The 24,628-nt window shown below is 56.3% G+C and carries 23 protein-coding genes; 19 read left to right on the top strand and 4 right to left on the bottom strand.

Translation table 11 applies throughout. The annotated features are described in order from the left end of the window. Nucleotides 1–123: 123 nt before the first annotated feature. From malK to ubiA, 5 genes are all read left to right on the top strand, one after another. Nucleotides 124–1,233, top strand: a complete 1,110-nt coding sequence (gene malK / locus A3466_RS06295; RefSeq protein WP_063449869.1) for a maltose/maltodextrin ABC transporter ATP-binding protein MalK — start codon at nt 124–126, stop codon at nt 1,231–1,233. Nucleotides 1,234–1,275: 42 nt separating this feature from the next. Next, on the top strand, nt 1,276–2,586 hold the full coding sequence (locus A3466_RS06290; protein ID WP_026080558.1) for a maltoporin: 1,311 nt from the start codon (nt 1,276–1,278) through the stop codon (nt 2,584–2,586). A gap of 114 nt (nt 2,587–2,700) precedes the next feature. Continuing rightward, nucleotides 2,701–3,639, top strand: a complete 939-nt coding sequence (gene malM, locus A3466_RS06285) for a maltose operon protein MalM (protein ID WP_063449868.1) — start codon at nt 2,701–2,703, stop codon at nt 3,637–3,639. 172 nt (nt 3,640–3,811) lie between these two features. Next, nucleotides 3,812–4,309 carry a chorismate lyase gene (gene ubiC, locus A3466_RS06280; protein WP_063449867.1) on the top strand — a complete coding sequence of 166 codons (498 nt, stop codon included), beginning with the start codon at nt 3,812–3,814 and terminating at the stop codon, nt 4,307–4,309. A gap of 12 nt (nt 4,310–4,321) precedes the next feature. Continuing rightward, nucleotides 4,322–5,191: a 4-hydroxybenzoate octaprenyltransferase gene (gene ubiA, locus A3466_RS06275; protein ID WP_063449866.1), complete on the top strand. Its 870-nt coding sequence runs from the start codon at nt 4,322–4,324 to the stop codon at nt 5,189–5,191. Between the two features lie 89 nt (nt 5,192–5,280). On the opposite strand, the gene plsB is transcribed toward ubiA, so the two are convergent. Further along, complete coding sequence (plsB, locus tag A3466_RS06270) at nt 5,281–7,701, bottom strand: glycerol-3-phosphate 1-O-acyltransferase PlsB (RefSeq protein WP_063449865.1); 2,421 nt, start codon at nt 7,699–7,701, stop codon at nt 5,281–5,283. Between the two features lie 154 nt (nt 7,702–7,855). On the opposite strand from plsB, the gene A3466_RS06265 reads away from it, so the two are divergent. The 4 genes from A3466_RS06265 to A3466_RS06250 all read left to right on the top strand — a co-directional run bounded on the left by A3466_RS06265 (nt 7,856) and on the right by A3466_RS06250 (nt 10,671). Then, a complete protein-coding gene (locus A3466_RS06265; RefSeq protein ID WP_063449864.1) occupies nt 7,856–8,224 on the top strand; it encodes a diacylglycerol kinase in 369 nt (122 codons plus the stop codon). Nucleotides 8,225–8,332: 108 nt separating this feature from the next. Beyond that, nucleotides 8,333–8,941 carry a transcriptional repressor LexA gene (gene lexA, locus A3466_RS06260; protein WP_006810486.1) on the top strand — a complete coding sequence of 203 codons (609 nt, stop codon included), beginning with the start codon at nt 8,333–8,335 and terminating at the stop codon, nt 8,939–8,941. A gap of 63 nt (nt 8,942–9,004) precedes the next feature. Then, nucleotides 9,005–10,342 (top strand): MATE family efflux transporter DinF, encoded by a 1,338-nt coding sequence (dinF, locus tag A3466_RS06255; RefSeq protein ID WP_063449863.1) that lies wholly within the window; start codon nt 9,005–9,007, stop codon nt 10,340–10,342. A 119-nt stretch (nt 10,343–10,461) separates the two neighbouring features. Next, on the top strand, nt 10,462–10,671 hold the full coding sequence (locus A3466_RS06250; protein WP_003860314.1) for a CsbD family protein: 210 nt from the start codon (nt 10,462–10,464) through the stop codon (nt 10,669–10,671). Between the two features lie 46 nt (nt 10,672–10,717). Here the strand turns inward: A3466_RS06250 and zur are convergent, their stop codons facing one another. Continuing rightward, nucleotides 10,718–11,230, bottom strand: coding sequence for a zinc uptake transcriptional repressor Zur (zur, locus tag A3466_RS06245; protein WP_063449862.1), 513 nt, complete (start codon nt 11,228–11,230; stop codon nt 10,718–10,720). 116 nt (nt 11,231–11,346) lie between these two features. Here zur and A3466_RS06240 point away from each other — a divergent pair, with 116 nt between their 5' ends. The 4 genes from A3466_RS06240 to pspG all read left to right on the top strand — a co-directional run bounded on the left by A3466_RS06240 (nt 11,347) and on the right by pspG (nt 14,771). After that, nucleotides 11,347–11,835 (top strand): cupin domain-containing protein, encoded by a 489-nt coding sequence (locus tag A3466_RS06240; RefSeq protein WP_063449861.1) that lies wholly within the window; start codon nt 11,347–11,349, stop codon nt 11,833–11,835. A 192-nt stretch (nt 11,836–12,027) separates the two neighbouring features. After that, nucleotides 12,028–13,314 (top strand): conjugal transfer protein TraF, encoded by a 1,287-nt coding sequence (gene traF, locus A3466_RS06235; RefSeq protein ID WP_432416601.1) that lies wholly within the window; start codon nt 12,028–12,030, stop codon nt 13,312–13,314. Nucleotides 13,315–13,396: 82 nt separating this feature from the next. Further along, nucleotides 13,397–14,392: a tRNA dihydrouridine(20/20a) synthase DusA gene (gene dusA, locus A3466_RS06230; protein ID WP_063449859.1), complete on the top strand. Its 996-nt coding sequence runs from the start codon at nt 13,397–13,399 to the stop codon at nt 14,390–14,392. A gap of 136 nt (nt 14,393–14,528) precedes the next feature. Beyond that, nucleotides 14,529–14,771, top strand: a complete 243-nt coding sequence (pspG, locus tag A3466_RS06225; protein ID WP_017382623.1) for an envelope stress response protein PspG — start codon at nt 14,529–14,531, stop codon at nt 14,769–14,771. A gap of 184 nt (nt 14,772–14,955) precedes the next feature. Here the strand turns inward: pspG and A3466_RS06220 are convergent, their stop codons facing one another. Next, entirely contained in the window at nt 14,956–15,939 is a 984-nt protein-coding gene (locus tag A3466_RS06220; protein ID WP_063449858.1) for a quinone oxidoreductase, read from the bottom strand. A 60-nt stretch (nt 15,940–15,999) separates the two neighbouring features. Here A3466_RS06220 and dnaB point away from each other — a divergent pair, with 60 nt between their 5' ends. The 6 genes from dnaB to A3466_RS06190 all read left to right on the top strand — a co-directional run bounded on the left by dnaB (nt 16,000) and on the right by A3466_RS06190 (nt 21,645). After that, nucleotides 16,000–17,412: a replicative DNA helicase gene (gene dnaB, locus A3466_RS06215; RefSeq protein WP_003860298.1), complete on the top strand. Its 1,413-nt coding sequence runs from the start codon at nt 16,000–16,002 to the stop codon at nt 17,410–17,412. Between the two features lie 16 nt (nt 17,413–17,428). Next, nucleotides 17,429–18,508: an alanine racemase gene (gene alr / locus A3466_RS06210; RefSeq protein WP_063449857.1), complete on the top strand. Its 1,080-nt coding sequence runs from the start codon at nt 17,429–17,431 to the stop codon at nt 18,506–18,508. Between the two features lie 109 nt (nt 18,509–18,617). Next, entirely contained in the window at nt 18,618–19,811 is a 1,194-nt protein-coding gene (tyrB, locus tag A3466_RS06205; protein ID WP_063449856.1) for an aromatic amino acid transaminase, read from the top strand. A 235-nt stretch (nt 19,812–20,046) separates the two neighbouring features. Beyond that, complete coding sequence (aphA, locus tag A3466_RS06200) at nt 20,047–20,760, top strand: acid phosphatase AphA (protein WP_063449855.1); 714 nt, start codon at nt 20,047–20,049, stop codon at nt 20,758–20,760. Between the two features lie 112 nt (nt 20,761–20,872). Next, nucleotides 20,873–21,289 (top strand): secondary thiamine-phosphate synthase enzyme YjbQ, encoded by a 417-nt coding sequence (locus tag A3466_RS06195; protein ID WP_063449854.1) that lies wholly within the window; start codon nt 20,873–20,875, stop codon nt 21,287–21,289. Between the two features lie 2 nt (nt 21,290–21,291). Further along, nucleotides 21,292–21,645 (top strand): MmcQ/YjbR family DNA-binding protein, encoded by a 354-nt coding sequence (locus A3466_RS06190; protein ID WP_063449853.1) that lies wholly within the window; start codon nt 21,292–21,294, stop codon nt 21,643–21,645. Between the two features lie 3 nt (nt 21,646–21,648). On the opposite strand, the gene uvrA is transcribed toward A3466_RS06190, so the two are convergent. Beyond that, the gene (gene uvrA, locus A3466_RS06185; protein WP_063449852.1) at nt 21,649–24,471 is read right to left on the bottom strand and encodes an excinuclease ABC subunit UvrA; all 2,823 of its coding nucleotides are present in this window, start codon (nt 24,469–24,471) and stop codon (nt 21,649–21,651) included. Nucleotides 24,472–24,628 lie beyond the last annotated feature (157 nt).

Below are 24,628 nucleotides of genomic sequence, written 5' to 3'. Positions count from 1 at the left end.
CTCCCGCCTCCTCCCCCACAAAAAAGCCGGGGGGTGGAGGATTCACGAAAGTAATGGAACACGCATAGTGAACTTATCTTGAATGTTTCTGTCGGTGACAGGTTGTAACGAAGGGAGAAGGGCATGGCGAGCGTACAGCTGCGTAATGTAACGAAAGCCTGGGGCGACGTAGTGGTGTCAAAAGACATCAATCTGGACATCCACGAAGGTGAGTTTGTGGTGTTCGTGGGTCCATCAGGCTGTGGTAAATCGACTCTGCTGCGTATGATTGCCGGTCTTGAAACCATCACCAGTGGCGATCTGTTTATTGGTGATACCCGAATGAACGACATCCCGCCTGCCGAACGTGGCGTAGGCATGGTGTTCCAGTCTTATGCGCTTTATCCGCATCTTTCCGTTGCCGAGAACATGTCCTTTGGCCTGAAGCTGGCCGGCGCGAAAAAAGAGATTATTAACCAGCGCGTCACTCAGGTGGCGGAAGTGCTCCAGCTGGCGCACCTGCTGGAGCGTAAGCCGAAAGCGCTTTCCGGCGGTCAGCGTCAGCGCGTGGCGATTGGCCGTACGCTGGTGGCCGAGCCGCGCGTCTTCCTGCTCGATGAACCTCTCTCTAACCTGGATGCCGCCCTGCGCGTCCAGATGCGTATCGAAATCTCCCGTCTGCACAAGCGCCTTGGCCGCACGATGATTTATGTCACCCACGATCAGGTCGAAGCGATGACCCTCGCCGACAAAATCGTGGTGCTGGACGCCGGTCGCGTGGCGCAGGTGGGTAAACCGCTGGAGCTGTATCACTACCCGGCAGACCGCTTTGTTGCAGGCTTCATTGGCTCGCCAAAGATGAACTTCTTGCCCGTCAAAGTGACCGCGACGGCGATTGAACAGGTACAGGTGGAGCTGCCAAACCGTCAGCAGGTCTGGCTGCCGGTCGACAGCGCCAACGTACAGGTGGGGGCCAATATGTCCCTCGGTATCCGTCCTGAGCATCTACTGCCAAGCCACATTGCGGATGTGACGCTGGAAGGTGAAGTTCAGGTCGTCGAACAGCTTGGTCACGAAACACAGATTCATATCCAGATCCCCGCCATCCGTCAGAACCTGGTCTACCGCCAGAATGACGTGGTGTTGGTAGAAGAGGGTGCCACATTCGCTATCGGTTTGCCGCCAGAGCGTTGCCATCTGTTCCGTGAGGATGGCACAGCATGTCGTCGGCTGCACAAAGAGCCAGGCGTTTAAGCATTCCAATTACAAAGAAAAGCAATGATCTCAGGAGATAGAATAATGATTACTCTGCGCAAAGTCCCTCTGGCTGTCGCCATTGCGGCAGGCATCCTGTCTGCCCAGGCGGGCGCCGTAGACTTTAAAGGTTATGCTCGTTCCGGCATCGGCTGGACCGGAAGTGGCGGTGAACAACAATGTTTCCAGGCAACAGGTGCACAAAGTAAATACCGTCTCGGTAACGAATGTGAAACCTACGCCGAGCTGAAGCTGGGCCAGGAAGTGTGGAAAGAAGGCGACAAGAGCTTCTATTTCGACACCAACGTAGCGTACTCCGTTTCTCAGCAGAACGACTGGGAATCCACCAGCCCGGCTTTCCGTGAAGCTAACGTGCAGGGTAAAAACCTGATTGAATGGCTGCCAGGCTCTACCATCTGGGCCGGTAAGCGTTTCTATCAGCGTCATGACGTACACATGATCGACTTCTACTACTGGGATATCTCTGGTCCTGGTGCCGGTATTGAAAACATCGATCTGGGCTTTGGTAAGCTCTCTCTGGCCGCCACCCGTTCTTCTGAGTCCGGCGGTTCTGCAACCTTCGCCGATCGTGACGCGAACGGTGACCGTATTTATGACAACGTGGTACCAAACGACGTCTTCGACGTTCGCTTAGCCGGTCTGGAGACCAACCCGGGCGGTACGCTGGAGCTGGGCGTTGACTACGGTCACACCAACATTCCTGACGACTACTATCTGCAACCTGGTGCCTCTAAAGATGGCTGGCTGTTCACCGCTGAACACACCCAGAGCATGATGAAAGGCTTCAACAAGTTCGTGCTGCAATACGGTACGGACTCCATGACCTCTAACGGTAAAGGTATTCCGCAGGGCGGCAGTATCGATAACGACGGCTCTATGTGGCGCGTGCTGGACCACGGTGCAATCACCCTGGCAGACCGTTGGGACCTGATGTATGTCGGTATGTACCAGAACATCGATCGCGATAACAACAACGGTACTGAGTGGTGGACCGTGGGCGTTCGTCCAATGTTCAAATGGACGCCGATCATGAGCACCCTGCTGGAAGTGGGCTACGACAACGTTAAGTCTCAGAAAACTGACGACAAAAACAGCCAGTACAAAATCACCCTGGCGCAGCAGTGGCAGGCAGGCGACAGCATTTGGTCCCGTCCGGCTATCCGCGTCTTCGCAACCTACGCGAAGTGGGATGAGAAATGGGGCTACGCGAACAACGACTCAGGTGCAGGTTACACCTCTGGCGTAGCCTATAGCGACACGTCCGCGAAAACCTTCAGCCGTGGTGACAACGATGAGTGGACCTTCGGCGCCCAGATGGAAATCTGGTGGTAATTCGTCAAGCCTGACGTAATAACCTGAAAAGAGGGGCGTAAGCCCCTCTCTCCTTAGGGTGCTGCGCGCTATTGCCTGGCCACCGCAGCGCTCACGCTATCAGAGGTAATAACAATGAAAATGAAGAAAAGTCTCGTCGCGCTGTGCCTCTCTGCGGGGCTGCTGGCCTGTGCGCCTGCGGTCACCTTTGCAGATGTGAATTTTGTTCCTCAAAATACCAGCGCTGCGCCAGCGATTCCGGCGGCGGCGCTTCAGCAACTGGTGTGGACACCAGTCGATCAATCAAAAACGCAAACCACTCAGCTTGCTGCGGGCGGCCAGTCGCTGAACGTTCCCGGCATCAGCGGCCCGGTTGCGGCGTTCAGCGTGCCCGCTAACATCGGCGAGCTGACGCTGACGTTGACCAGCGAAGTGAATAAACAGACCAGCGTCTTTGCGCCGAACGTGCTGATCCTCGATCAGAACATGACGCCATCGGCCTTCTTCCCGAGCACCTACTTTAGCTATCAGGAGCCGGGCGTAATGAGCGCTGACCGGCTGGAAGGCGTTATGCGCCTGACGCCAGCCCTGGGCCAGCAGAAAATTTATGTTCTGGTGTTCACCACAGAGAAAGATTTGCAGCAAACCACGAAGCTGGTCGATCCGGCAAAAGCTTATGCGAAAGGCACCGGTAACGCCGTCCCGGATATTCCGGACCCGCATGCCCGTCATACCACCGATGGCCTGATTAAGCTGAAAGTCTCTACCAACAGCGCCTCCAGCGTACTCGTAGGGCCGCTGTTTGGCTCATCTGGCCCGGGCCCGGTAACGGTGGGCAATACTGCCGCGCCTGTTTATGCCGCACCAGCCGCAGCGCCTGCCGCAGCCCCGGCTCCGACGAAAAAAGCCGAGCCGGTGCTTAACGATACTGAAACGTACTTTAACAACGCCATCAAGCAGGCGGTCAAAAACGGCGATGTCGATAAAGCGCTGAAGCTGCTTGATGAAGCCGAGCGTTTAGGTTCAACCACTGCCCGTTCCACCTTTATCAGCAGTGTAAAAGGCAAGGGGTAACCGTCTCCCCACAGTGCTGATTTTGTCAGTAGTTTAGTGCGCCTTAACGGGCGCACTTTTTTTGGCTTAGTTGCATCATTGTTGCGATAGTGATCGCTAAATTTGGTTTGCTCGTCCTCATTTCGCCAATCTGCGATACAATGCCTTTACGTTATGTATCGGAGAGTCTGGCATGTCACACCCCGCGCTAACGCAGCTGCGTGCGCTACGCTATTTCGACCAAATACCCGCGCTTGACCCGGAGCAGCTTGACTGGCTGCTGCTGGAAGATTCCATGACAAAACGTTTTGAGCAACAGGGTAAAACGGTCACGGTGACGATGATTCAGGAAGGATTTGTCTCGCCTGAGGAGATTGCCAGCGAGTTGCCGCTCCTGCCGCAAGAAGAACGCTACTGGCTGCGTGAAATTTTACTGTGTGCGGATGGCGAGCCGTGGCTTGCCGGGCGCACGGTGGTTCCCGAGTCTACACTTTCCGGGCCGGAGCTGGCACTGCAACGCCTCGGCAAAACGCCGCTTGGGCGATATCTGTTCACCTCGTCTGAACTGACCCGTGATTTTATTGAAATTGGTTGCGATGCCGATTTATGGGGGCGCCGTTCCCGCCTTCGTTTGAGTGGCAAGCCGTTAATACTGACGGAACTCTTTTTGCCTGCATCGCCGTTGTACTAAGAGGGAGAGAAAATGGAGTGGAGTCTGACGCAGAATAAGCTGCTGGCCTATCACCGCTTAATGCGTACCGATAAACCCATTGGCGCGCTGCTGCTGCTGTGGCCGACCTTATGGGCGCTGTGGGTTGCCACGCCGGGCATACCGCCGCTGTGGATCATGGCGGTGTTTGTGGCGGGCGTCTGGCTGATGCGCGCTGCGGGCTGCGTGGTAAACGACTATGCTGACCGAAAATTTGATGGGCATGTTAAGCGCACCGCGAATCGTCCTCTGCCGAGCGGTCAGGTGACCGGGAAAGAAGCGCGCATCCTGTTTGTCGTGCTGGTGCTTCTTTCTTTCATGCTGGTGTTAACGCTTAACACCATGACTATTCTGCTGTCCGTTGCGGCTCTGGCGTTGGCCTGGGTCTACCCGTTTATGAAGCGATACACCCATCTGCCGCAGGTGGTATTGGGTGCGGCATTTGGCTGGTCGATCCCCATGGCATTCGCTGCGGTCAGCGAGTCTGTTCCGCTCAGCTGCTGGCTGATGTTCCTGGCAAATATTCTGTGGGCCGTTGCGTACGACACTCAATACGCGATGGTCGATCGCGATGACGATCTCAAGATCGGCGTTAAATCGACGGCGATCCTGTTTGGCCGTCACGACAAACTGATCATCGGCATATTGCAGGTGGCGGTGCTGGCGCTGATGGTGGCGATTGGTCGCCTGAACGGGCTGAACTGGGAGTTTTACTGGTCCGTTCTGGTGGCGGGGCTGCTGTTTGCGTATCAGCAGAAGCTGATCGCGAAGCGCGAGCGTGAAGCCTGCTTTAAAGCGTTTCTGAATAACAACTACGTTGGGCTGGTGCTGTTTATGGGGCTGGCGATGAGTTACTGGTCATAAAAAAGCCGGGTGGCGGCTTCGCCTTACCCGGCCTACGATTTAGCAGAACATGTAGGCCGGGTAAGCGTTAGCGCCACCCGGCTTTAACATCATTCGCCCTGCGTCGAACTCTCAATCGTCAGACGCACATCCGAGGTAATCAGCTCTGCCAGCATCTGGTAAACCTTTATCGTCTCTTTCGGCTCGGCATCGCCCGTATCGCTAATATACCCTTCGTCGCGCAGCGTCAGCACCAGGGAGCTGAATACCGCTTTGTCGAAGAATTCCGGAGCGTTAATGCCGTGCAGAACGGAGAGGCGCTGAGCCAGCGTCCGGCTCTCTTTTTCCAGCGTACCGCGGTTGATTGACGGATTTGCACTCAGCAACCAGAAGGTGATGGCGTAGCGCTGCAACGTCTCACGCGCGCCGGATGCCAGTAGCTGCAAGGTACGAGAGCGTGATGGATTGATATGCAGTTCATCATCACTGATGGTAATCAGCCCCTGACGATGCATTTCTGCGGTCATTTTATCGAGCTCTGCCGCCAGCTCATCTTCACTCCAGCGCAGGAACAGCTCCGCTTTCAGCATCGGATAGATGGTCTGAATATGGCGCAGCAGCTCTTGACGCGAAATACGGCGGTGCTGGGTAATGATGGCTGCCATCAGCGACGGCAACATCAGCATGTGCGTGATGTTGTTACGGTAGTAGGTCATCAGCACGGCCTGCTCGCGCGGCAGAATGATGATGTCACCGATGGTATCTTTCTCCACTTCGAACTTGTTCATCTGCAACGCGTGATCGATAAGCTCGCTGGCGGTAGCAGACGGCACGGTCGAATCCACGGAGTATGGCACGTTACGCATGATGTCGAGGTAGCAATCAATCTGCTCGGTCAGCTGCTCGCGGGTCAATGAACGCTGGCGAGAAGCCAGAAGCGCGGTACAGCAAAGGTTCATGGCATTCGCCGCACCGGCATTGTTGATGCGTACCATCAGTTCGGATGCGATGCCGTTGACCGTCGGCGTCAGCCAGGCCGGACGCACCGCTTCGATAGGATCGATAGATTCGCGCCACTCCGGAACATGATGGTTCAGATATGTCATCAGCGGCAGGGGCTCGCCAAAGTTCACGTAGCCCTGACCGAGGTTGCGCAATTTGCTCAGTCCACGCAGCATCTGCGGCAGACTCTCTTTCTCTTTGGTCGCACCGCGCAGTTCTTTCGCATAGGTGCCTACTTCCATCACGTGTTCATAGCCGATGTAGATAGGCACCAGCGTGATAGGACGCGTACCGCCGCGCAGCATCGCCTGAATGGTCATCGACAGCGTGCCGGTCTTCGGATCGAGCAGGCGGCCCGTACGGGAGCGCCCGCCCTCCACGAAGTACTCAACGGAATAGCCGCGGCTAAACAGCTCGCCAAGGTATTCACGGAATACGGTGGAGTAGAGCTTGTTGCCTTTGAAGGTACGACGAATGAAGAACGCCCCCAGACGGCGGAAAATCGGGCCTGCTGGCCAGAAGTTCAGGTTGATACCGGCGGCAATGTGTGGCGGCACCAGGCCCTGGTGATAGAGCACGTAAGAGAGCAGCAGGTAGTCCATGTGGCTGCGGTGGCAGGGCACGTAGACAATCTCGTGGCCGTCGTGCGCGAGCTGACGCACGCGCTCGGAGTTGTGGACGTTAATCCCCTGGTAGAGGCGGTTCCACGTGAAGCCGAGGATACGGTCTGAGAGACGAATCATCTCGTAGGAGAAGTTCGCGGCGATCTCTTCCATCAGCGCGATCGCGTTCTGCTGCGCTTTCTCGTGTGAAATTTTCTTGCTACGCGCTTCGTCTTCTACGGCACGGGCAATCGCTTTGGAAGCGAGCAGCTTGTTGAACAGATCCTGACGCGCCGGGAGACGTGGCCCAACGGCCGCCAGACGCTGACGTGCAAAGTGCATACGCGCAACGCGCGCCAGCTTTTGCGCAATGATCTTATCGGTGCCGTGTTCATCTGCCATGCGGCGCAGTGAAACGGAAGGCGAGAAGCGGACAAAGCTGTCGCGTCCCAGCCAGGAGACGGCGAAGAACTTCTGAATGCCGTTGAGCATACGCAGCGGCGGGTTCTCTTCCCCTTTTTCGCGCCCCGGACGACGACCAAACATCACCGACACCGGCACCATCTGTACGTCCAGATCGGGGTTGCTGCGGTGAAGATCGAGGTAATCATGGAAAAGCTTAATGGACTCTTCTTTCGGCGTGTAATAGGTGAACACGCGCGGCCCGCCATGGATGAACACGTAGCGCGGCAGCAGCGTACCGTCGACTTCCAGGGGTTCAAGCGGGTCAGGTAAATCGTGCGCCAGACACTGAGCGCGAAGCGTAAGCAGGTCTGCCTTCGAGTTATAAGGCAAAACGTACATAATAGGGCGTGACGTATCGAGCCCTAATTCCAGCGCGGGTTCTGCTGGGATAGACTTACTTTTTACCAGTACGCTTAATGGTAAATTAAGTAATTTGTAGTAAATTCGTGGCCAGCCGGACATAAACGATGTAAAGCCTCTGGTTAATAATGCAATTGCGGCGCAAGGATAACAGAAAGCGCGCAAAATTTCTGTTGTTACCCGTCATACTTCAGGTTGCAGCAAAACGCGCTGAAGCTTTAGTTACTGACGCTATTTCTCATAAAAGGTTCTTTAGATGGCCAATAATACCACTGGGTTAACCCGAATCATTAAAGCTGCCGGTTATTCATGGAAAGGCTTTCGCGCCGCATGGGTTAATGAAGCCGCCTTCCGCCAGGAAGCGGTTGCCGCGATCGTTGCAGTTATCATCGCTTGCTTCCTTGATGTTGATGCTATCACCCGCGTGCTTCTCATCGGCTCTGTCCTTCTGGTGATGATAGTGGAAATTCTTAATAGCGCTATTGAGGCCGTTGTTGACCGGATAGGGTCGGAATTCCATGAATTGTCTGGCCGGGCGAAAGACATGGGTTCCGCTGCCGTGCTGCTGTCGATTATCACCGCGGCGATCACTTGGGTCACGCTGCTTTGGTCGCATTTCCGATGAGCCTCGAGGAATAATTAAGTCCCTGGTTTTTTGTGCAGTTTTTGGTTCCAAAATCGCCTTTGACTGTATATACTCACAGCATAACTGTATATACACCCAGGGGGCGGTATGAAAGCGTTAACGACCAGGCAGCAAGAGGTGTTTGATCTCATTCGGGATCATATCGGCCAGACGGGTATGCCACCCACGCGTGCAGAAATTGCGCAGCGTCTGGGCTTCCGTTCTCCTAATGCTGCCGAAGAGCACCTTAAAGCGCTGGCGCGTAAGGGCGTGATTGAGATTGTTTCCGGTGCCTCACGCGGTATTCGTCTGCTGGTGGAAGAAGAGACCGGTATTCCGCTGGTGGGCCGCGTTGCCGCAGGTGAACCCCTGCTGGCACAGCAGCATATTGAAGGGCACTATCAGGTTGATCCAGGCATGTTCAAGCCGAGCGCCGATTTCCTGCTGCGCGTTAGCGGAATGTCCATGAAAGATATCGGCATTCTGGATGGCGATCTGCTTGCGGTACACAAAACGCAGGACGTGCGTAACGGGCAGGTCGTGGTAGCGCGCATTGATGATGAAGTGACGGTTAAGCGCCTGAAAAAACAAGGCAATACCGTTCAGCTTCTGCCAGAAAACAACGAATTCTCCCCAATTGTGGTGGATCTCCGCGAGCAGAGCTTCTCCATTGAAGGCCTGGCGGTAGGCGTTATCCGCAACGGTGAATGGCTGTAATCTCTTCCTGACAGGCTGTAGCTTCTCTACAGCCTGGCCTATTTTCTGATTCCGGTAATTTCCATGGCATTGCTAACTTCTGCCGATAAGGCGTTGTGGCGTCTTGCGCTACCGATGATTTTTTCCAATATTACCGTTCCCCTGCTGGGGCTGGTGGATACGGCGGTAATCGGGCATCTGGATTCGCCGATTTATCTGGGCGGCGTCGCGATCGGCGCAACGGCGACCAGCTTCCTCTTTATGCTGCTGCTCTTTTTGCGCATGAGTACAACAGGCCTGACGGCCCAGGCGTATGGTGCAAAAGATCCCCTGCGTCTGGCGCGTGCGCTGGTTCAGCCGCTCATGCTGGCGTTCGGTGCCGGCGCGTTAATCGTCCTGTTGCGTACGCCGCTCATTGATCTGGCGCTCCATATTGTGGGCGGCAGTGATGCCGTGCTGGAGCAGGCCCGGCGCTTCCTCGAAATTCGCTGGCTCAGCGCGCCCGCTTCCCTGGCAAACCTGGTCCTCCTGGGCTGGTTACTGGGCGTGCAGTATGCCCGCGCGCCGGTGATCCTGCTGGTGGTAGGCAACCTGCTTAACATTGTGCTCGATCTCTGGCTGGTAATGGGACTTCACATGAACGTTCGCGGCGCGGCGCTGGCCACGGCGATTGCTGAGTACGGTACGCTGCTGATCGGTTTGTGGATGGTCTGGCGCGTGCTGAAGATGCGCGGCATCACCCTCGATCTTCTGAAAACGGCCTGGCGCGGCAATATGCGCAAGCTGCTGGCGCTTAATCGCGACATCATGTTGCGCTCGCTCCTGCTGCAACTCTGCTTTGGTGCGTTAACCGTTTTTGGTGCGCGGCTTGGGCCAGAAATCGTCGCGGTCAACGCAGTGCTCATGACGTTACTGACCTTTACCGCTTACGCGCTGGACGGTTTTGCTTACGCCGTGGAGGCGCATTCCGGGCAGGCGTACGGCGCGCGTGAAAGCGGCCAGTTACGCGACGTATGGCGGGCTGCCTGCCGTCAGGCGGGTCTGGTGGCGCTGATCTTTGCCCTGATTTACGCCTGTTTTGGTGGGCATATTGTTGCGCTACTTACCTCGCTACCCGCGCTTCAGGCGCTTGCCGATCGCTACATCCTTTGGCAGGTGGTATTACCGGTGGTGGGCGTGTGGTGCTATCTGCTGGACGGCATGTTTATTGGTGCCACGCGAGGGGCGGAGATGCGCAACAGCATGGCCGTCGCGGCGGCGGGCTTCGGCCTTACGCTGCTGTCCGTGCCGTATCTTGGCAATCATGGCCTGTGGCTGGCGCTGGCGGTTTTTCTCTCATTGCGTGGCCTTTCGCTGGCCGTTATCTGGCATCGTCACTGGCGAAACAATACCTGGTTTCCTGCCCGACCTGATATATCGTAGCGGTTAAAGATTCCGAATATAAAAATAACTTCCGAATCCTTAACTACAATAATAATCACGTCCAGCAGAAAAGAACGAAGCGGACGATACTCATAGACGCTTAACACGAGGACACGATTATGAATAAAGACGAAATCGGCGGCAACTGGAAGCAATTCAAAGGTAAAGCGAAAGAACAGTGGGGTAAACTGACGGATGACGATATGACCGTCATTGAAGGCAAGCGCGATCAGCTGGTAGGTAAAATCCAGGAGCGCTACGGTTACGAAAAAGATCAGGCGGAAAACGAAGTCAAAGACTGGGAAACCCGTAACGACTACCGCTGGTAACCGGCAATATCCCCAGGGGCGGCCATGAGCCGCCTTTTCTTTGACCTTAACGCGGCTTTTTCTTTACCAGGATAGAGTGATCGTGCTGACAGGCATCCTGATGGCGGCATGACTCCACCTCCACGCAGACAGAACATAAACCGTGTGCTTCGATTACGTTATGGCGCAGGGCAAAGCCCATTCTGGCCGCCAGCGTATGCATAATATCTTCCACCCCTTCCGCACACTCCTCCTTCACCACGCCACAGCGATCGCAGATAAACATGGCGGACGTGTGGGTCGGTTGGTCAAAAAGATGGCACAGCACATAGCTGTTTGTTGACTCCACTTTATGCACAAACCCTTGTTCCAGCAGAAAATCCAGCGCCCGATAGACGGTTGGCGGTTTTGCCTGCGGCTCGCTTTCACGTAACAGGTCGAGCAGATCGTAGGCGCTGATGGCACCCTGTTGCAGGCTCATCAGACGCAGTACCTCAAGGCGCTGTGGGGTCAGGCGCACATTGCGTTGCGCGCACAGCTTTTCAGCTTGCGCTAACAGCTCTTTTGTGGACTTGTCCATCGGGCACCTCGGATGTGTTAAGGGGTTAAACCCTCACTTTATCATGTTCTGGTAAAAACACCGAGATCCGCCAGGCTGTGCTATACCTGACGCATCGTAAATCGGGAGATCGCACAATGAAAAGACCTGACTGTATTCGGCACTGGCGGGACGTGGAAGGTGCCGATGACGCCACTTATCCTGACAGCAACGAACGTTTCTCTATTGGCGCGCCGCTGGCCCGCAAGCTGGGACTCGGCCGCATTGGTATTCACCATGAACGACTGCCGCCCGGACGCCGCACGTCTTATCCGCATGCGGAAAGTGATGAAGAAGAGTTTGTATACGTTCTGGAGGGATATCCTGAGGCCTGGATCAATGGCTATCTGTGGAAGCTCGAACCCGGCGACAGCGTGGGGTTTCCTGCCGGCACGGGTGTGTGCCATACCTTTATCAACAATACCGAGGAAGAGGTGCGCTTACTGGTGGTGGGCGAGGCCAATAAAAAGCACAACCGCATCTACTATCCGCTTAATCCAGTTTATGCCGCGACGCGCGAAGACCGCTGGGTAGACCATCCGCCTCAGTTTTTTGGGCCGCACGATGGAAAACCTGGGCGAAAATAATTTCCTCTTCTATAAATATTGATGGTCGTCACATATTAGAACAGGCCGGGATGGAATTTAACTTAGGGAAATAGCGGGTCTTTTTGTACTTATTCACAGCAATAGTTCGTTCCTGTTTGGGTGATAACAGACAGGGTTAACTAATAACAAACTATTTACGAGCACACTGTGAAAAAACATTTTAAATTTTCGATGGTTAGCATAGCTGTCTCCTTTTTTATGGCAAATCAGGCGGGAGCAGCCAATACCTGGACGGAAGCGCGTAGCGACGCAATGGGTGGCACGGGCGTAGCGGCCGGAAGTTATGGCAGCGGCGCCTTGATCAACCCGGCGCTGCTGGCAAAGTCAAAACCTGAGGATGACGTGACGGTTATTTTGCCGTCCGTCGGCGTGCAGGTGACCGATGAGGACAATCTTCAGGACGAGATTGATACCATCAATGACAAAATCAATCGCTATCAGGACGTGGTGGATAGCCTGACGCCGATTGAAATCATCACCAACCCGTTAGGCTCAATCAACCAGTTCCAGGGCGCAGCGAAAGATCTCGCGGATGAGCTGGACTATTTGAAAGGCAAAACCGCGCGCGCCACCGCAGGGGCGGGGATTGCCGTCAGCATTCCTAACGACGTGCTTTCCGTGGCCTTTATGGCGAAAGGCTATGCCCACGGGCGCGTGAGCACTTCTATCGACCAGCAGGACATTGATTATCTGCGTGGCATCCAGCGAAGCGACGCGGTGGCGGCCGGTGTGGCGCTGGACGCTGCGCTAAACGGTACCGATCAAATCACCAAAAACCTCAACTCGACGGCCTCTGGCCGGGCGGCGATTGTGTCCGACTACGGTATTGCGGTGGCCCGCCAGTTCGATCTTGGCGGCGTTCCGGTTTCCGTTGGCGTTACGCCAAAGCTGCAAAAAACCTGGCTCTATAACTACACCACTTCAATCTACGATTACGACAGTAATAAGTGGAACGACAGCCGCTACCGTACCGACGACACCGGCTTCAACGTCGATGCCGGTATTGCCGCTGATTTCGGTGAACACTGGACGGTTGGCGTGAGCGGGCAAAACCTGATGTCCCGCGATATCGATACCAAAGATATCCGCATCCGCAACGGGCGCACGGGAGAGGTGGTGAGTTACAAAGACACCTACCAGATCCGTCCGCTGGTGACCGCCGGAGCGGCCTGGCATAACGATCTGGTGACCCTGACCGCAGACGGCGACCTGACCGAGACCAAAGGCTTCAAAAGCGAAGAGACGTCCCAGTACGCTGGCATTGGTGCAGAAGTCACACCGCTGAGCTGGCTGGCGGTGCGCGCCGGTTATCGTGCGGACATGAAAGGTAACGACAGCAACGTCTTTACCGGCGGCCTCGGTTTTGCGCCGTTCAGCTCCGTTCATGTTGACCTGATGGGGCTTTATGGCGAAGACGAGACCTGGGGAGCAGGGGCACAGTTGAGTATGACGTTCTAAAGTACACCGGAGGCGCTGCGCCTCCGGCTTTTCTTTGTGCTATAGTAGCGCCCCTTTTCCACCAGATGCTTAAAAGTTCGCCATGTCGTCAGAATTCCAGACCGCTTTCCCTGCACACCGTTTCTCCATCGCGCCGATGCTCGACTGGACGGACAGACACTGCCGCTATTTCCTGCGTCAGCTCTCCCGCCATACGCTGCTCTACACCGAAATGGTCACTACCGGCGCAATTATTCACGGTAAGGGTGACTATCTGGCGTACAGCGAAGAAGAGCATCCGGTTGCGCTGCAACTCGGCGGCAGCGATCCGGCTGCGCTGGCGCAGTGTGCTAAGCTGGCTGAAGCGCGCGGCTATGACGAGATTAACCTCAACGTCGGCTGCCCGTCCGACCGTGTGCAAAACGGGATGTTCGGCGCATGCCTGATGGGTAATGCAAACCTGGTGGCGGACTGCATCAAAGCGATGCGCGACGTCGTCTCTATTCCGGTCACGGTCAAAACCCGTATCGGCATCGACGACCAGGACAGCTACGAATTTCTGTGTGATTTCATCAACACGGTGTCCGGGAAGGGCGAGTGCGAGATGTTTATCATCCACGCCCGTAAAGCCTGGCTCTCTGGCCTTAGCCCGAAAGAGAACCGCGAGATCCCGCCGCTGGACTACCCGCGCGTGTACCAGCTGAAGCGTGACTTCCCGCATCTGACTATGTCGATCAACGGCGGTATTACCTCGCTGGACGAGGCTAAAGCGCATCTCGAACATATGGATGGCGTGATGGTCGGACGCGAGGCGTACCAAAATCCGGGCATTCTGGCGACGGTCGACCGGGAAATTTTCGGCATTGAAGGTGCCGATACCGATCCGGTGGCCGTGGTGCGCGCGATGTATCCGTATATTGAGCGCGAACTGAGTAAGGGTACGTATCTGGGCCATATTACCCGCCATATGCTCGGCCTGTTCCAGGGCATTCCTGGCGCGCGCCAGTGGCGGCGTTACCTCAGCGAGAACGCGCATAAAGCCGGTGCGGACATTGAGGTTCTGGAACACGCGTTGCGTCTGGTGGCGGATAAACGTTAAATTTCGCTAAAAGATGGTCAATTACACCACGCCCTGCAAGAGATTGCGGGGCGTTTTGCTTTCAGAACAACGACTTATTTTCGGCACGTTTCTTGTAAAGATCGCAGCATCATTCGGGAACTCGTGGGAGAGCACCATGCTGGAACTACTTTTTGTGATTGGCTTTTTTATCATGCTGATGGTCACGGGCGTGTCGCTGCTCGGTATTCTGGCCGCGCTCGTTGTGGCCACGGTGGTGATGTTTGTCGGCGGCTTATTTGCCCTGACGATTAAGCTCCTGCCGTGGTTACTTCTGGCGATTGCGGTGGTATGGGCGATACGGGCGATTAAATCACCAAAACTGCCCACTTATCAGCGTAATAACCGCTTCCGTTACTAAGGTATTGAGGGGTTCGTCACATACCTGCAACTTTTCCGGCAGCAATCCTTAGAACAGAATAGGATTTACTTATCGAATCTGTCACTATGGCTGCCGCTAAAGAATTCATCGAGCTGTACCCTACATACAGCCGAACTAAAAAAAGAAAGGGCTTCCCACGGGAAGCCCAATTTCTTTTTATGGCTCAGGGAATTAACAGGCTTGACCCCTGCGTCGCCCGGCTCTCCAGCACTTCATGCGCGCGTTGTGCATCGGTAAGCGCAAATTTCTGCGCGTCCGCCACGTCTACTTTGATGACGCCGCTGGCAATCAGCGAGAACAGCTCATTGCTGGCTTCCTCAAGTTCTCCCCGGTTGGTGATGTAACCTTGCAGGGAAGGGCGAGTGACGTACAGCGACCCTTTCTGATTCAGAATGCCGAGATTGACACCGGTGACAGCGCCAGAGGCGTTACCGAAGCTCACCATCAGCCCGCGACGTTGCAGGCAGTCCAGCGAAGACTCCCACGTATCTTTCCCCACCGAGTCATACACGACGCGCACCTTTTTGCCGCCGGTGATCTCTTTGAGCCGCTCAACGATGCTCTCTTCCCGGTAGTTGATCACCTGCCAGGCGCCCGCGTCCAGCGCACGCTGCGCTTTTTGCGCGCTGCCTACGGTGCCGATCAGCTTCGCGCCCAGTGCCTTCGCCCACTGGCAGGCAATCAACCCCACGCCACCTGCGGCAGCATGGAACAGAAACTGCTCATCGGGCTTAATTTCGTAGGTTTTGCGCAGCAGATAATAGACCGTCAGCCCTTTCAGGAATGAGGCAGCGGCCTGCTCGAAGCCGATTGCATTTGGCAGAAGCGCCGCTTTCTCGGCCGGAACGTTGTGGACGGAGCTGTAAGCGCCCAGCGCAGACTGCGCGTACACCACGCGATCGCCTTCTTTTATGTGCTTGACCCCGCTGCCCACTTTGCTGACGATACCGGCCGCCTCGGTGCCCAACCCGCTCGGCATCGACGGAGGCGGATAGAGGCCGCCGCGAATATAGGTATCAATGTAATTAATGCCAATCGCTTTGTTTTCAACCTGGATTTCATTTTCACCAGGCGCGGCGGGGGTGAACTCCACCGCGTTGAGTACGTCAGGGCCACCATGCTTGTGAAATTCAATACGTGTTGCCATGCTTCCTCCAGAATGTGGTAATCTTTCGACCCACTCTTTATCTCGGTAACTCCATTCACTATGGCAGGAAACAAACCCTTCAACAAACAGACTGAACCCCGTGAACGTGATTATCAGGTCGCCGGGTTAAAAGTCCCGCCGCACTCGATTGAAGCGGAACAGTCGGTGTTGGGCGGTTTAATGCTGGATAACGAACGCTGGGACGACGTCGCCGAGCGCGTCGTCGCAGAAGATTTCTATACCCGTCCGCATCGTCATATCTTCACGGAAATGGCGCGTTTGCAGGAGTCGGGGAGCCCGATTGACCTGATTACACTCGCAGAATCGCTGGAGCGCCTGGGTCAACTGGACAGCGTCGGTGGCTTTGCCTATCTGGCAGAACTGTCTAAAAACACGCCAAGCGCCGCGAACATTAGCGCTTATGCTGACATCGTCCGCGAACGCGCCGTTGTCCGCGAGATGATTTCGGTGGCGAACGAGATCGCCGAGGCCGGTTTCGACCCGCAGGGCCGCACCAGCGAAGATTTGCTCGACCTGGCGGAATCCCGCGTCTTTAAAATCGCCGAAAGCCGAGCCAACAAAGACGAAGGCCCGAAAAACATCGCCGACGTGCTCGACGCCACCGTTGCGCGTATAGAGCAGCTTTTCCAGCAGCCGCACGATGGCGTGACGGGGGTAAACACCGGCTATGACGATCTCAACAAGAAAACGGCGGGCCTTCAGCCGTCGGATTTGATTATCGTCGCGGCGCGTCCGTCGATGGGTAAAACGACATTTGCGATGAACCTCGTCGAAAACGCGGCGATGTTGCAGGATAAGCCGGTGCTTATCTTCAGTCTCGAGATGCCCTCGGAACAGATTATGATGCGTTCTCTGGCATCCCTGTCGCGCGTGGATCAGACTCGCATCCGTACCGGCCAGCTTGACGACGAGGACTGGGCGCGTATCTCCGGCACCATGGGCATTTTGCTGGAAAAACGGAACATCTATATCGATGACTCCTCCGGCCTGACGCCGACGGAAGTGCGCTCCCGCGCGCGCCGCATCGCCCGTGAACACGGCGGTATCGGCCTTATCATGATCGATTACCTTCAGCTGATGCGCGTCCCATCGCTCTCCGACAACCGTACGCTGGAGATCGCCGAGATTTCACGCTCGCTCAAGGCGTTAGCTAAAGAGCTACACGTTCCGGTGGTGGCGCTGTCGCAGCTTAACCGCTCCCTGGAACAGCGTGCAGACAAACGCCCGGTCAACTCCGACCTGCGTGAATCCGGCTCCATTGAGCAGGATGCCGACTTAATCATGTTCATCTATCGTGATGAGGTCTATCACGAGAACAGCGACCTGAAAGGGATCGCCGAAATTATTATTGGTAAGCAACGTAACGGCCCCATTGGTACGGTGCGTCTCACCTTTAACGGCCAGTGGTCGCGTTTCGACAACTATGCCGGTCCTCAATATGATGATGAGTAATTTCTAAGGAATTCAAATGCAAGCGGCAACTGTTGTGATTAACCGCCGCGCTCTGCGACACAACCTGCAACGTCTGCGAGAACTGGCACCCGCCAGCAAGCTCGTTGCAGTCGTGAAAGCGAACGCTTACGGACACGGTCTTCTTGAGACCGCGCGAACGCTCCCCGATGCCGACGCCTTTGGTGTCGCCCGTCTCGAAGAAGCCCTTCGCCTGCGCGAAGGCGGCATTACGCAACCGATTCTGCTTCTGGAAGGCTTTTTTGAAGCCAGCGATCTGCCGACCATTGCAGACCAGCAGCTGCACACGGCGGTCCATAACGAAGAACAACTGGCCGCGCTGGAAACGGCTGAACTGAGCGAGCCGGTCACCGTCTGGATGAAGCTCGATACGGGCATGCACCGTCTGGGCGTGCGCCCGGAAAACGCCGAGGCGTTTTATCAGCGTTTGTGCCAGTGCAAAAATGTGCGTCAGCCGGTCAATATCGTCAGCCACTTTGCCCGTGCCGACGAACCTGAATGCGGCGCCACCGAACAGCAGCTCGATATCTTCAACACCTTCTGCGAAGGCAAGCCGGGAATGCGCTCCATTGCGGCATCCGGCGGCATTCTGCTGTGGCCGCAGTCCCACTTCGACTGGGCGCGTCCGGGCATTATCCTGTATGGCGTTTCCCCGCTTGAGAACAAACCCTGGGGACCGGACTTCGGCTTTAAGCCGGTGATGTCGCTGGTTTCAAAGCTGATTGCCGTGCGTGAGCACAAAGCAGGCGAGCCGGTAGGTTACGGCGGCACCTGGACCAGCGAGCGCGACACGCGTCTTGGCGTGGTGGCGATGGGCTACGGCGACGGCTATCCCCGCGCCGCACCAACGGGCACACCGGTGCTGGTTAATGGCCGCGAAGTGAAGATTGTCGGCCGCGTGGCGATGGACATGATTTGTGTCGATCTGGGACCCGACGCGCAGGATAAAGCGGGCGACGATGCGGTGATGTGGGGCGAAGGGCTGCCCGTCGAGCGCATTGCTGAGATTACAAAAGTGAGTGCTTACGAACTTATTACGCGTCTGACGTCGCGGGTGGCGATGAAATACATCGACTGAGCTTTAACGGGATGCGATGCATCCCGCTTCTGTTAACATCCTCTCGATCTTCTCCTGCTTCCGGTTTATTGTTGAAAACCCTGCCTCATAATAATCCGGAGAACATCGCGTGTTTCAGAAAGTAGACGCCTACGCCGGCGACCCTATTCTCTCCTTGATGGAGCGTTTTAAAGAAGATCCTCGCAGCGATAAAGTGAACCTCAGCATTGGTCTTTATTACAACGAGGACGGCATCATTCCTCAACTGAAAGCCGTTGCCGAAGCTGAAGCGCGTCTTAACGCAACCCCGCACGGGGCTTCGCTTTATCTGCCGATGGAAGGGTTAAATACCTACCGTAATACCATTGCGCCGCTGCTGTTTGGTGCGGACCACGCGGTGCTCGCGCAAAAGCGCGTGGCGACTATCCAGACGCTGGGTGGCTCGGGTGCGCTGAAGGTAGGCGCAGATTTCCTGAAAAAATATTTCCCGGATTCAGGCGTGTGGGTCAGCGACCCGACGTGGGAAAACCACGTGGCCATTTTTGAAGGCGCGGGCTTTAAGGTTGCGACCTATCCGTGGTTTGACAGCGAAACTAACGGCGTGCGCGTTGACGCGCTGCTGGAAAAACTGAACACCCTGCCGGCGCGCAGCATCGTGCTGCTGCACCCGTGCTGCCATAACCCGACCGGAGCCGATCTCACCAATCCACAGTGGGATGCCGTAATTGAGATACTGAAGTCGCGTGACCTGATCCCGTTCCTCGACATCGCCTATCAGGGCTTTGGCGCGGGCATGGAGGAGGATGCCTACGCCATTCGCGCGATTGCCAGCGCGGGTCTGCCTGCGCTGGTCAGCAACTCTTTCTCAAAAATCTTCTCCCTCTACGGCGAGCGCGTCGGCGGTCTGTCCGTGGTGTGTGGAGACGCCGAAGCCGCGGGGCGCGTACTCGGCCAGCTGAAAGCGACGGTCCGCCGTATCTACTCCAGCCCGCCGAACTTTGGCGCGCAGGTGGTGGCGACCGTTCTGGGCGATGACCAGCTGAAAGCCGCCTGGCTTGCGGAAGTGGAAGCGATGCGCAAGCGCATTCTGTCGATGCGTCAGGAGCTGGTCAACGTGCTGAAAGAAGCGGTGCCGGGGCAGAACTTCGACTATCTGCTTAAGCAGCGCGGGATGTTTAGTTACACCGGACTGAGCGCTGCGCAGGTCGATCGCCTGCGTGACGAGTTCGGCGTCTACCTGATCGCCAGCGGCCGTATGTGCGTGGCGGGGCTAAATGCCGGCAACGTCCAGCGCGTGGCGCAGGCCTTTGCATCCGTAATGTAAGTATTCACTTACTTGCATGCTATATGTAGGCCGGGTAAGGCACAGCCGCCACCCGGCTTTTTTGTTCGCGCCGGTGCCAGTCATGTCCCGTCCACGCTTTGTGATCGTCTTCTTTTTATTCAGCTTCATAACTAAAAACTCCTTTCCTTCCCCTCCCGCTGGGGTTATGGTCGGATAGTTTTTTGACCATCCGCTCAAAATAAAACGATAACAAACTGAATATTCAGGGGAAAATATGCGCAAGATCACACTGGCGCTCAGCGCCGCCTGCTTATTGTTCTCGCTTAATAGTACCGTTGTTGCGCGGGCTTCTGCCCCGACGCCGCTTTACACCGGAACCACCGCCGCCATTCTTGCCGAACAGGCGCCCATTCACTGGGTTTCCGTGGCACAAATCGAAAACAGCCTTACGGGCCGCCCGCCCATGGCCGTGGGCTTCGACATTGACGATACGGTGCTCTTCTCCAGCCCCGGTTTCTGGCGCGGCAAAAAAACCTACTCGCCGGACAGCGAAGCCTATCTGAAAAAACCGGAATTCTGGGAAAAGATGAACAACGGCTGGGATGAGTTCAGTATCCCGAAAGAGGTTGCCCGCGCGCTGATCGCCATGCACGTAAAGCGCGGCGACAGCATTTACTTCGTGACCGGACGTAGCCAGACCAAAACGGAAACCGTCTCGAAAACGCTCCAGGATGATTTCCTGATCCCGGCGTCCAGCATGAACCCGGTCATTTTTGCCGGCGATCGTGAAGGGCAAAACACCAAAACCCAGTGGCTGGAAAAGAAAAACATCAAAGTATTCTACGGGGATTCCGATAATGACATCACGGCGGCGCACGACGTGGGGGCCAGAGGCATCAGGGTGTTACGCGCCTCGAACTCTACCTACCGACCGCTGCCGATGGCCGGAAAATTTGGCGAAGAGGTGATCGTTAACTCCGAATACTGATGCGTTAACGGCGGGATGGGTGCTTTTTTAAGCAAATCTCGCCGCGCGGGTTTTACCTTTCGCTTTCTTGCTGCACACTTAGAAAGATTCACCTTTCATAATGGAGCAGCACATGTGGTATCAACAGACCCTGACCTTAAGCGCAAAATCACGCCGTTTTCACCTGGTGACGGACGAAGTCATCGGGCAAATCCGCGACCTGTCGCGCGTCAAAACGGGGTTGCTGCATCTGCTGCTCCAGCACACGTCTGCTTCTCTCACGCTCAATGAAAATTGCGATCCCACCGTCCGGTCTGACATGGAACGGCATTTTCTGAAAGCCGTCCCGGATAATGCCCCGTATGAGCATGATTACGAAGGGGCGGATGATATGCCTTCGCATATCAAATCCTCTTTGCTGGGCGTCTCGCTGACGTTGCCGGTCCAAAACGGGCGGTTACTGCTGGGCACGTGGCAAGGGATCTGGCTGGGAGAACATCGCATTCACGGTGGTTCGCGTAAAATTATCGCAACGCTACAAGGGGAATAAAGATGACAATTTCGGAGATACTTCAGTACTGCATGAGCAAGCCGGGCGCGGAACAAAGCGTTCACAGCGACTGGAAAGCCACGCAGATCAAAGTGGGTGATGTTCTGTTTGCGATGGTGAAAGAGGTGGAGGCGCGGCCTGCGGCATCACTGAAAACCAGTCCGGAACTGGCCGATTTACTGCGCCAGCAGCACGATGATGTCAGGCCAAGTAAGCATCTTAACAAAGCGCACTGGAGTACGGTGTTTCTCGACGGCTCGCTGCCAGATTCGCAAATTTACTACCTGGTGGATGCGTCGTATCAACAGGCGGTGGAACTGCTGCCGGAAACGATCCGACAGCAGCTCTCCGTGTGACGATTATAGTAACGGTTTAAGGAAGCGCGCGGTGTGCGAGGCTTCGCACTCTGCAACGGTCTCTGGCGTACCGGAGACGAGGATTTCACCGCCGCCGCTGCCGCCTTCCGGGCCGAGATCGACAATCCAGTCCGCGGTTTTAATCACGTCAAGGTTGTGCTCGATCACCACGATGGTGTTGCCCTGATCGCGCAGCTGGTGCAGCACGTCCAGCAGCTGCTGGATATCCGCAAAGTGCAGGCCGGTGGTCGGTTCATCCAGAATGTACAGCGTCTGGCCGGTACCGCGTTTGGACAGCTCACGCGCCAGCTTCACGCGCTGCGCCTCACCGCCGGACAGGGTTGTTGCTGACTGCCCCAGGCGAATGTAGGTCAGGCCCACGTCCATCAGGGTTTGCAGCTTACGCGCCAGCGCAGGGACGGCGTCAAAGAACTCGCGCGCCTCTTCGATGGTCATATCCAGCACTTCGTGGATGGTCTTGCCTTTGTACTTAATTTCCAGCGTTTCGCGGTTATAGCGCTTGCCTTTGCACTGGTCGCACGGCACGTAGATATCCGGCAGGAAGTGCATCTCAACCTTGATCACGCCGTCGCCCTGGCACGCTTCACAGCGGCCGCCGCGCACGTTAAAGCTGAAACGACCTGGGGTATACCCGCGTGAACGCGCTTCCGGCACGCCGGCGAAGAGTTCACGTACGGGCGTAAAGACGCCGGTATAGGTCGCCGGGTTGGAGCGCGGCGTACGGCCAATCGGGCTCTGGTCGATGTCGATAACCTTGTCGAAATGCTCCAGCCCCTGAATGTCGCGGTACGGTGCAGGCTCGGCCAGCGTCGCGCCGTTCAGCGCCGTCTGCGCAATCGGGAACAGCGTGTCGTTAATCAGCGTCGATTTACCGGAACCGGACACGCCGGTAATGCAGGTAAACAGCCCGACAGGCAGCGTCAGGGTGACGTCCTTCAGGTTGTTGCCGCGCGCCCCGGTGAGCTTAAGCACTTTTTCCGGGTTCGCCGCAACGCGCTGTTTCGGCACTTCAATCTTGCGCTTGCCGCTCATGTACTGGCCGGTCAGCGACTCGGGCACCGCCATAATGTCCTTCAGCGTCCCTTCCGCCACCACCTGGCCGCCGTGCACGCCCGCGCCCGGGCCGATGTCGATCACGTGGTCTGCGGCGCGAATTGCGTCTTCGTCGTGCTCCACCACGATTACCGTGTTGCCGAGATTGCGCAGGTGGAGCAGTGTGCCGAGCAGACGCTCGTTGTCGCGCTGGTGCAGGCCGATAGAGGGCTCATCGAGCACGTACATCACGCCGACTAAGCCCGCGCCAATCTGGCTCGCCAGACGTATACGCTGGGCTTCACCGCCGGAGAGCGTTTCCGCCGAGCGGGAAAGCGTCAGGTAGTTCAGGCCGACGTTCACGAGGAACTTGAGGCGGTCGCCGATCTCTTTCAGCACTTTTTCGGCAATTTTCGCGCGCTGGCCGGAAAGCTTCAGGTTGTTGAAGAAGTCCATCGCGTGGCCGATGCTCATGTCTGAGATCGTCGGCAGCGCCGTATTTTCAACAAACACGTGGCGCGCTTCGCGACGCAGACGCGTGCCCTCGCAGGTGGCGCAGGAGCGGTTGCTGATGAACTTCGCCAGCTCCTCGCGCACCGCGCTGGATTCGGTCTCTTTGTAGCGGCGCTCCATGTTGTGCAGCACCCCTTCGAACGGGTGGCGACGCACGGAGGTATCGCCGCGATCGTTCATGTACTTGAACTCAATGTTCTCTTTACCGGAACCAAACAGGATCGCTTTGTGCACGTTCGCGCTCAGGCTCGCCCACGGGGCTTCAACGTCGAACTTATAGTGCTCTGCCAGCGATTTCAGCATCTGGAAGTAGTAAAAGTTACGCTTATCCCAGCCGCGAATGGCGCCGCCCGCCAGCGACAGCTCCGGGTTCTGGATCACGCGGTCCGGGTCGAAATACTGCTGAACGCCCAGGCCGTCACAGGTCGGACACGCGCCCGCCGGATTGTTGAACGAGAACAGGCGCGGTTCCAGCTCGCGCATGCTGTAGCCGCAAATCGGGCAGGCAAAGTTGGCAGAGAAGAGCAGCTCTTCCGCTTTGGCGTCGTCCATATCGGAGACCACCGCCGTGCCGCCAGAGAGCTCCAGCGCCGTTTCAAAGGATTCCGCCAGACGCGTCGCCAGATCTTCACGCACCTTAAAGCGGTCAATCACCACTTCAATGGTGTGCTTCTTTTGCAGCTCCAGCTTTGGTGGATCCGACAGGTCACACACTTCACCGTCGATACGGGCGCGGATATAGCCCTGGCTTGCCAGGTTTTCCAGCGTTTTGGTGTGCTCACCCTTACGCTCTTTGATGATTGGCGCCAGCAGCATCAGGCGCTTGCCTTCCGGCTGCGACAGCACGTTATCCACCATCTGGCTGACGGTCTGGGCCGCCAGCGGGACGTCGTGGTCCGGGCAGCGCGGCTCGCCTACGCGCGCATACAGCAGGCGCAGGTAGTCGTGGATTTCGGTAATAGTACCGACCGTGGAGCGCGGGTTATGCGACGTGGATTTCTGCTCAATGGAGATAGCAGGGGATAACCCTTCAATGTGGTCGACATCCGGTTTTTCCATCAGCGACAGGAACTGACGCGCGTACGCCGAGAGCGATTCAACGTAACGACGCTGTCCTTCGGCATACAAGGTGTCGAAAGCCAGTGAGGATTTGCCAGACCCCGAAAGCCCGGTCACGACGATAAGTTTGTCGCGAGGGATTATGAGGTTGATATTCTTGAGATTGTGGGTGCGGGCGCCCCGAACTTCGATCTTATCCATTCACCTTTCCCGGTTGGAACACGGATTGCCTGATTTGTTTGAAGGACAAACGGCTGTCAGAAACGGCTAATTATGACACAAAATGACCTGTTTGAATATACAGTATTGGAATGCATTTTCCGATTCACTGTGTAACAATGTCGAGTCCGCGAGAGAA

It is taken from the genome of Enterobacter genomosp. S (assembly GCF_001631805.1).
GTDB classification, from domain to species: domain Bacteria; phylum Pseudomonadota; class Gammaproteobacteria; order Enterobacterales; family Enterobacteriaceae; genus Enterobacter; species Enterobacter quasihormaechei.
This window is presented reverse-complemented; position numbering and strand designations above follow the sequence as displayed.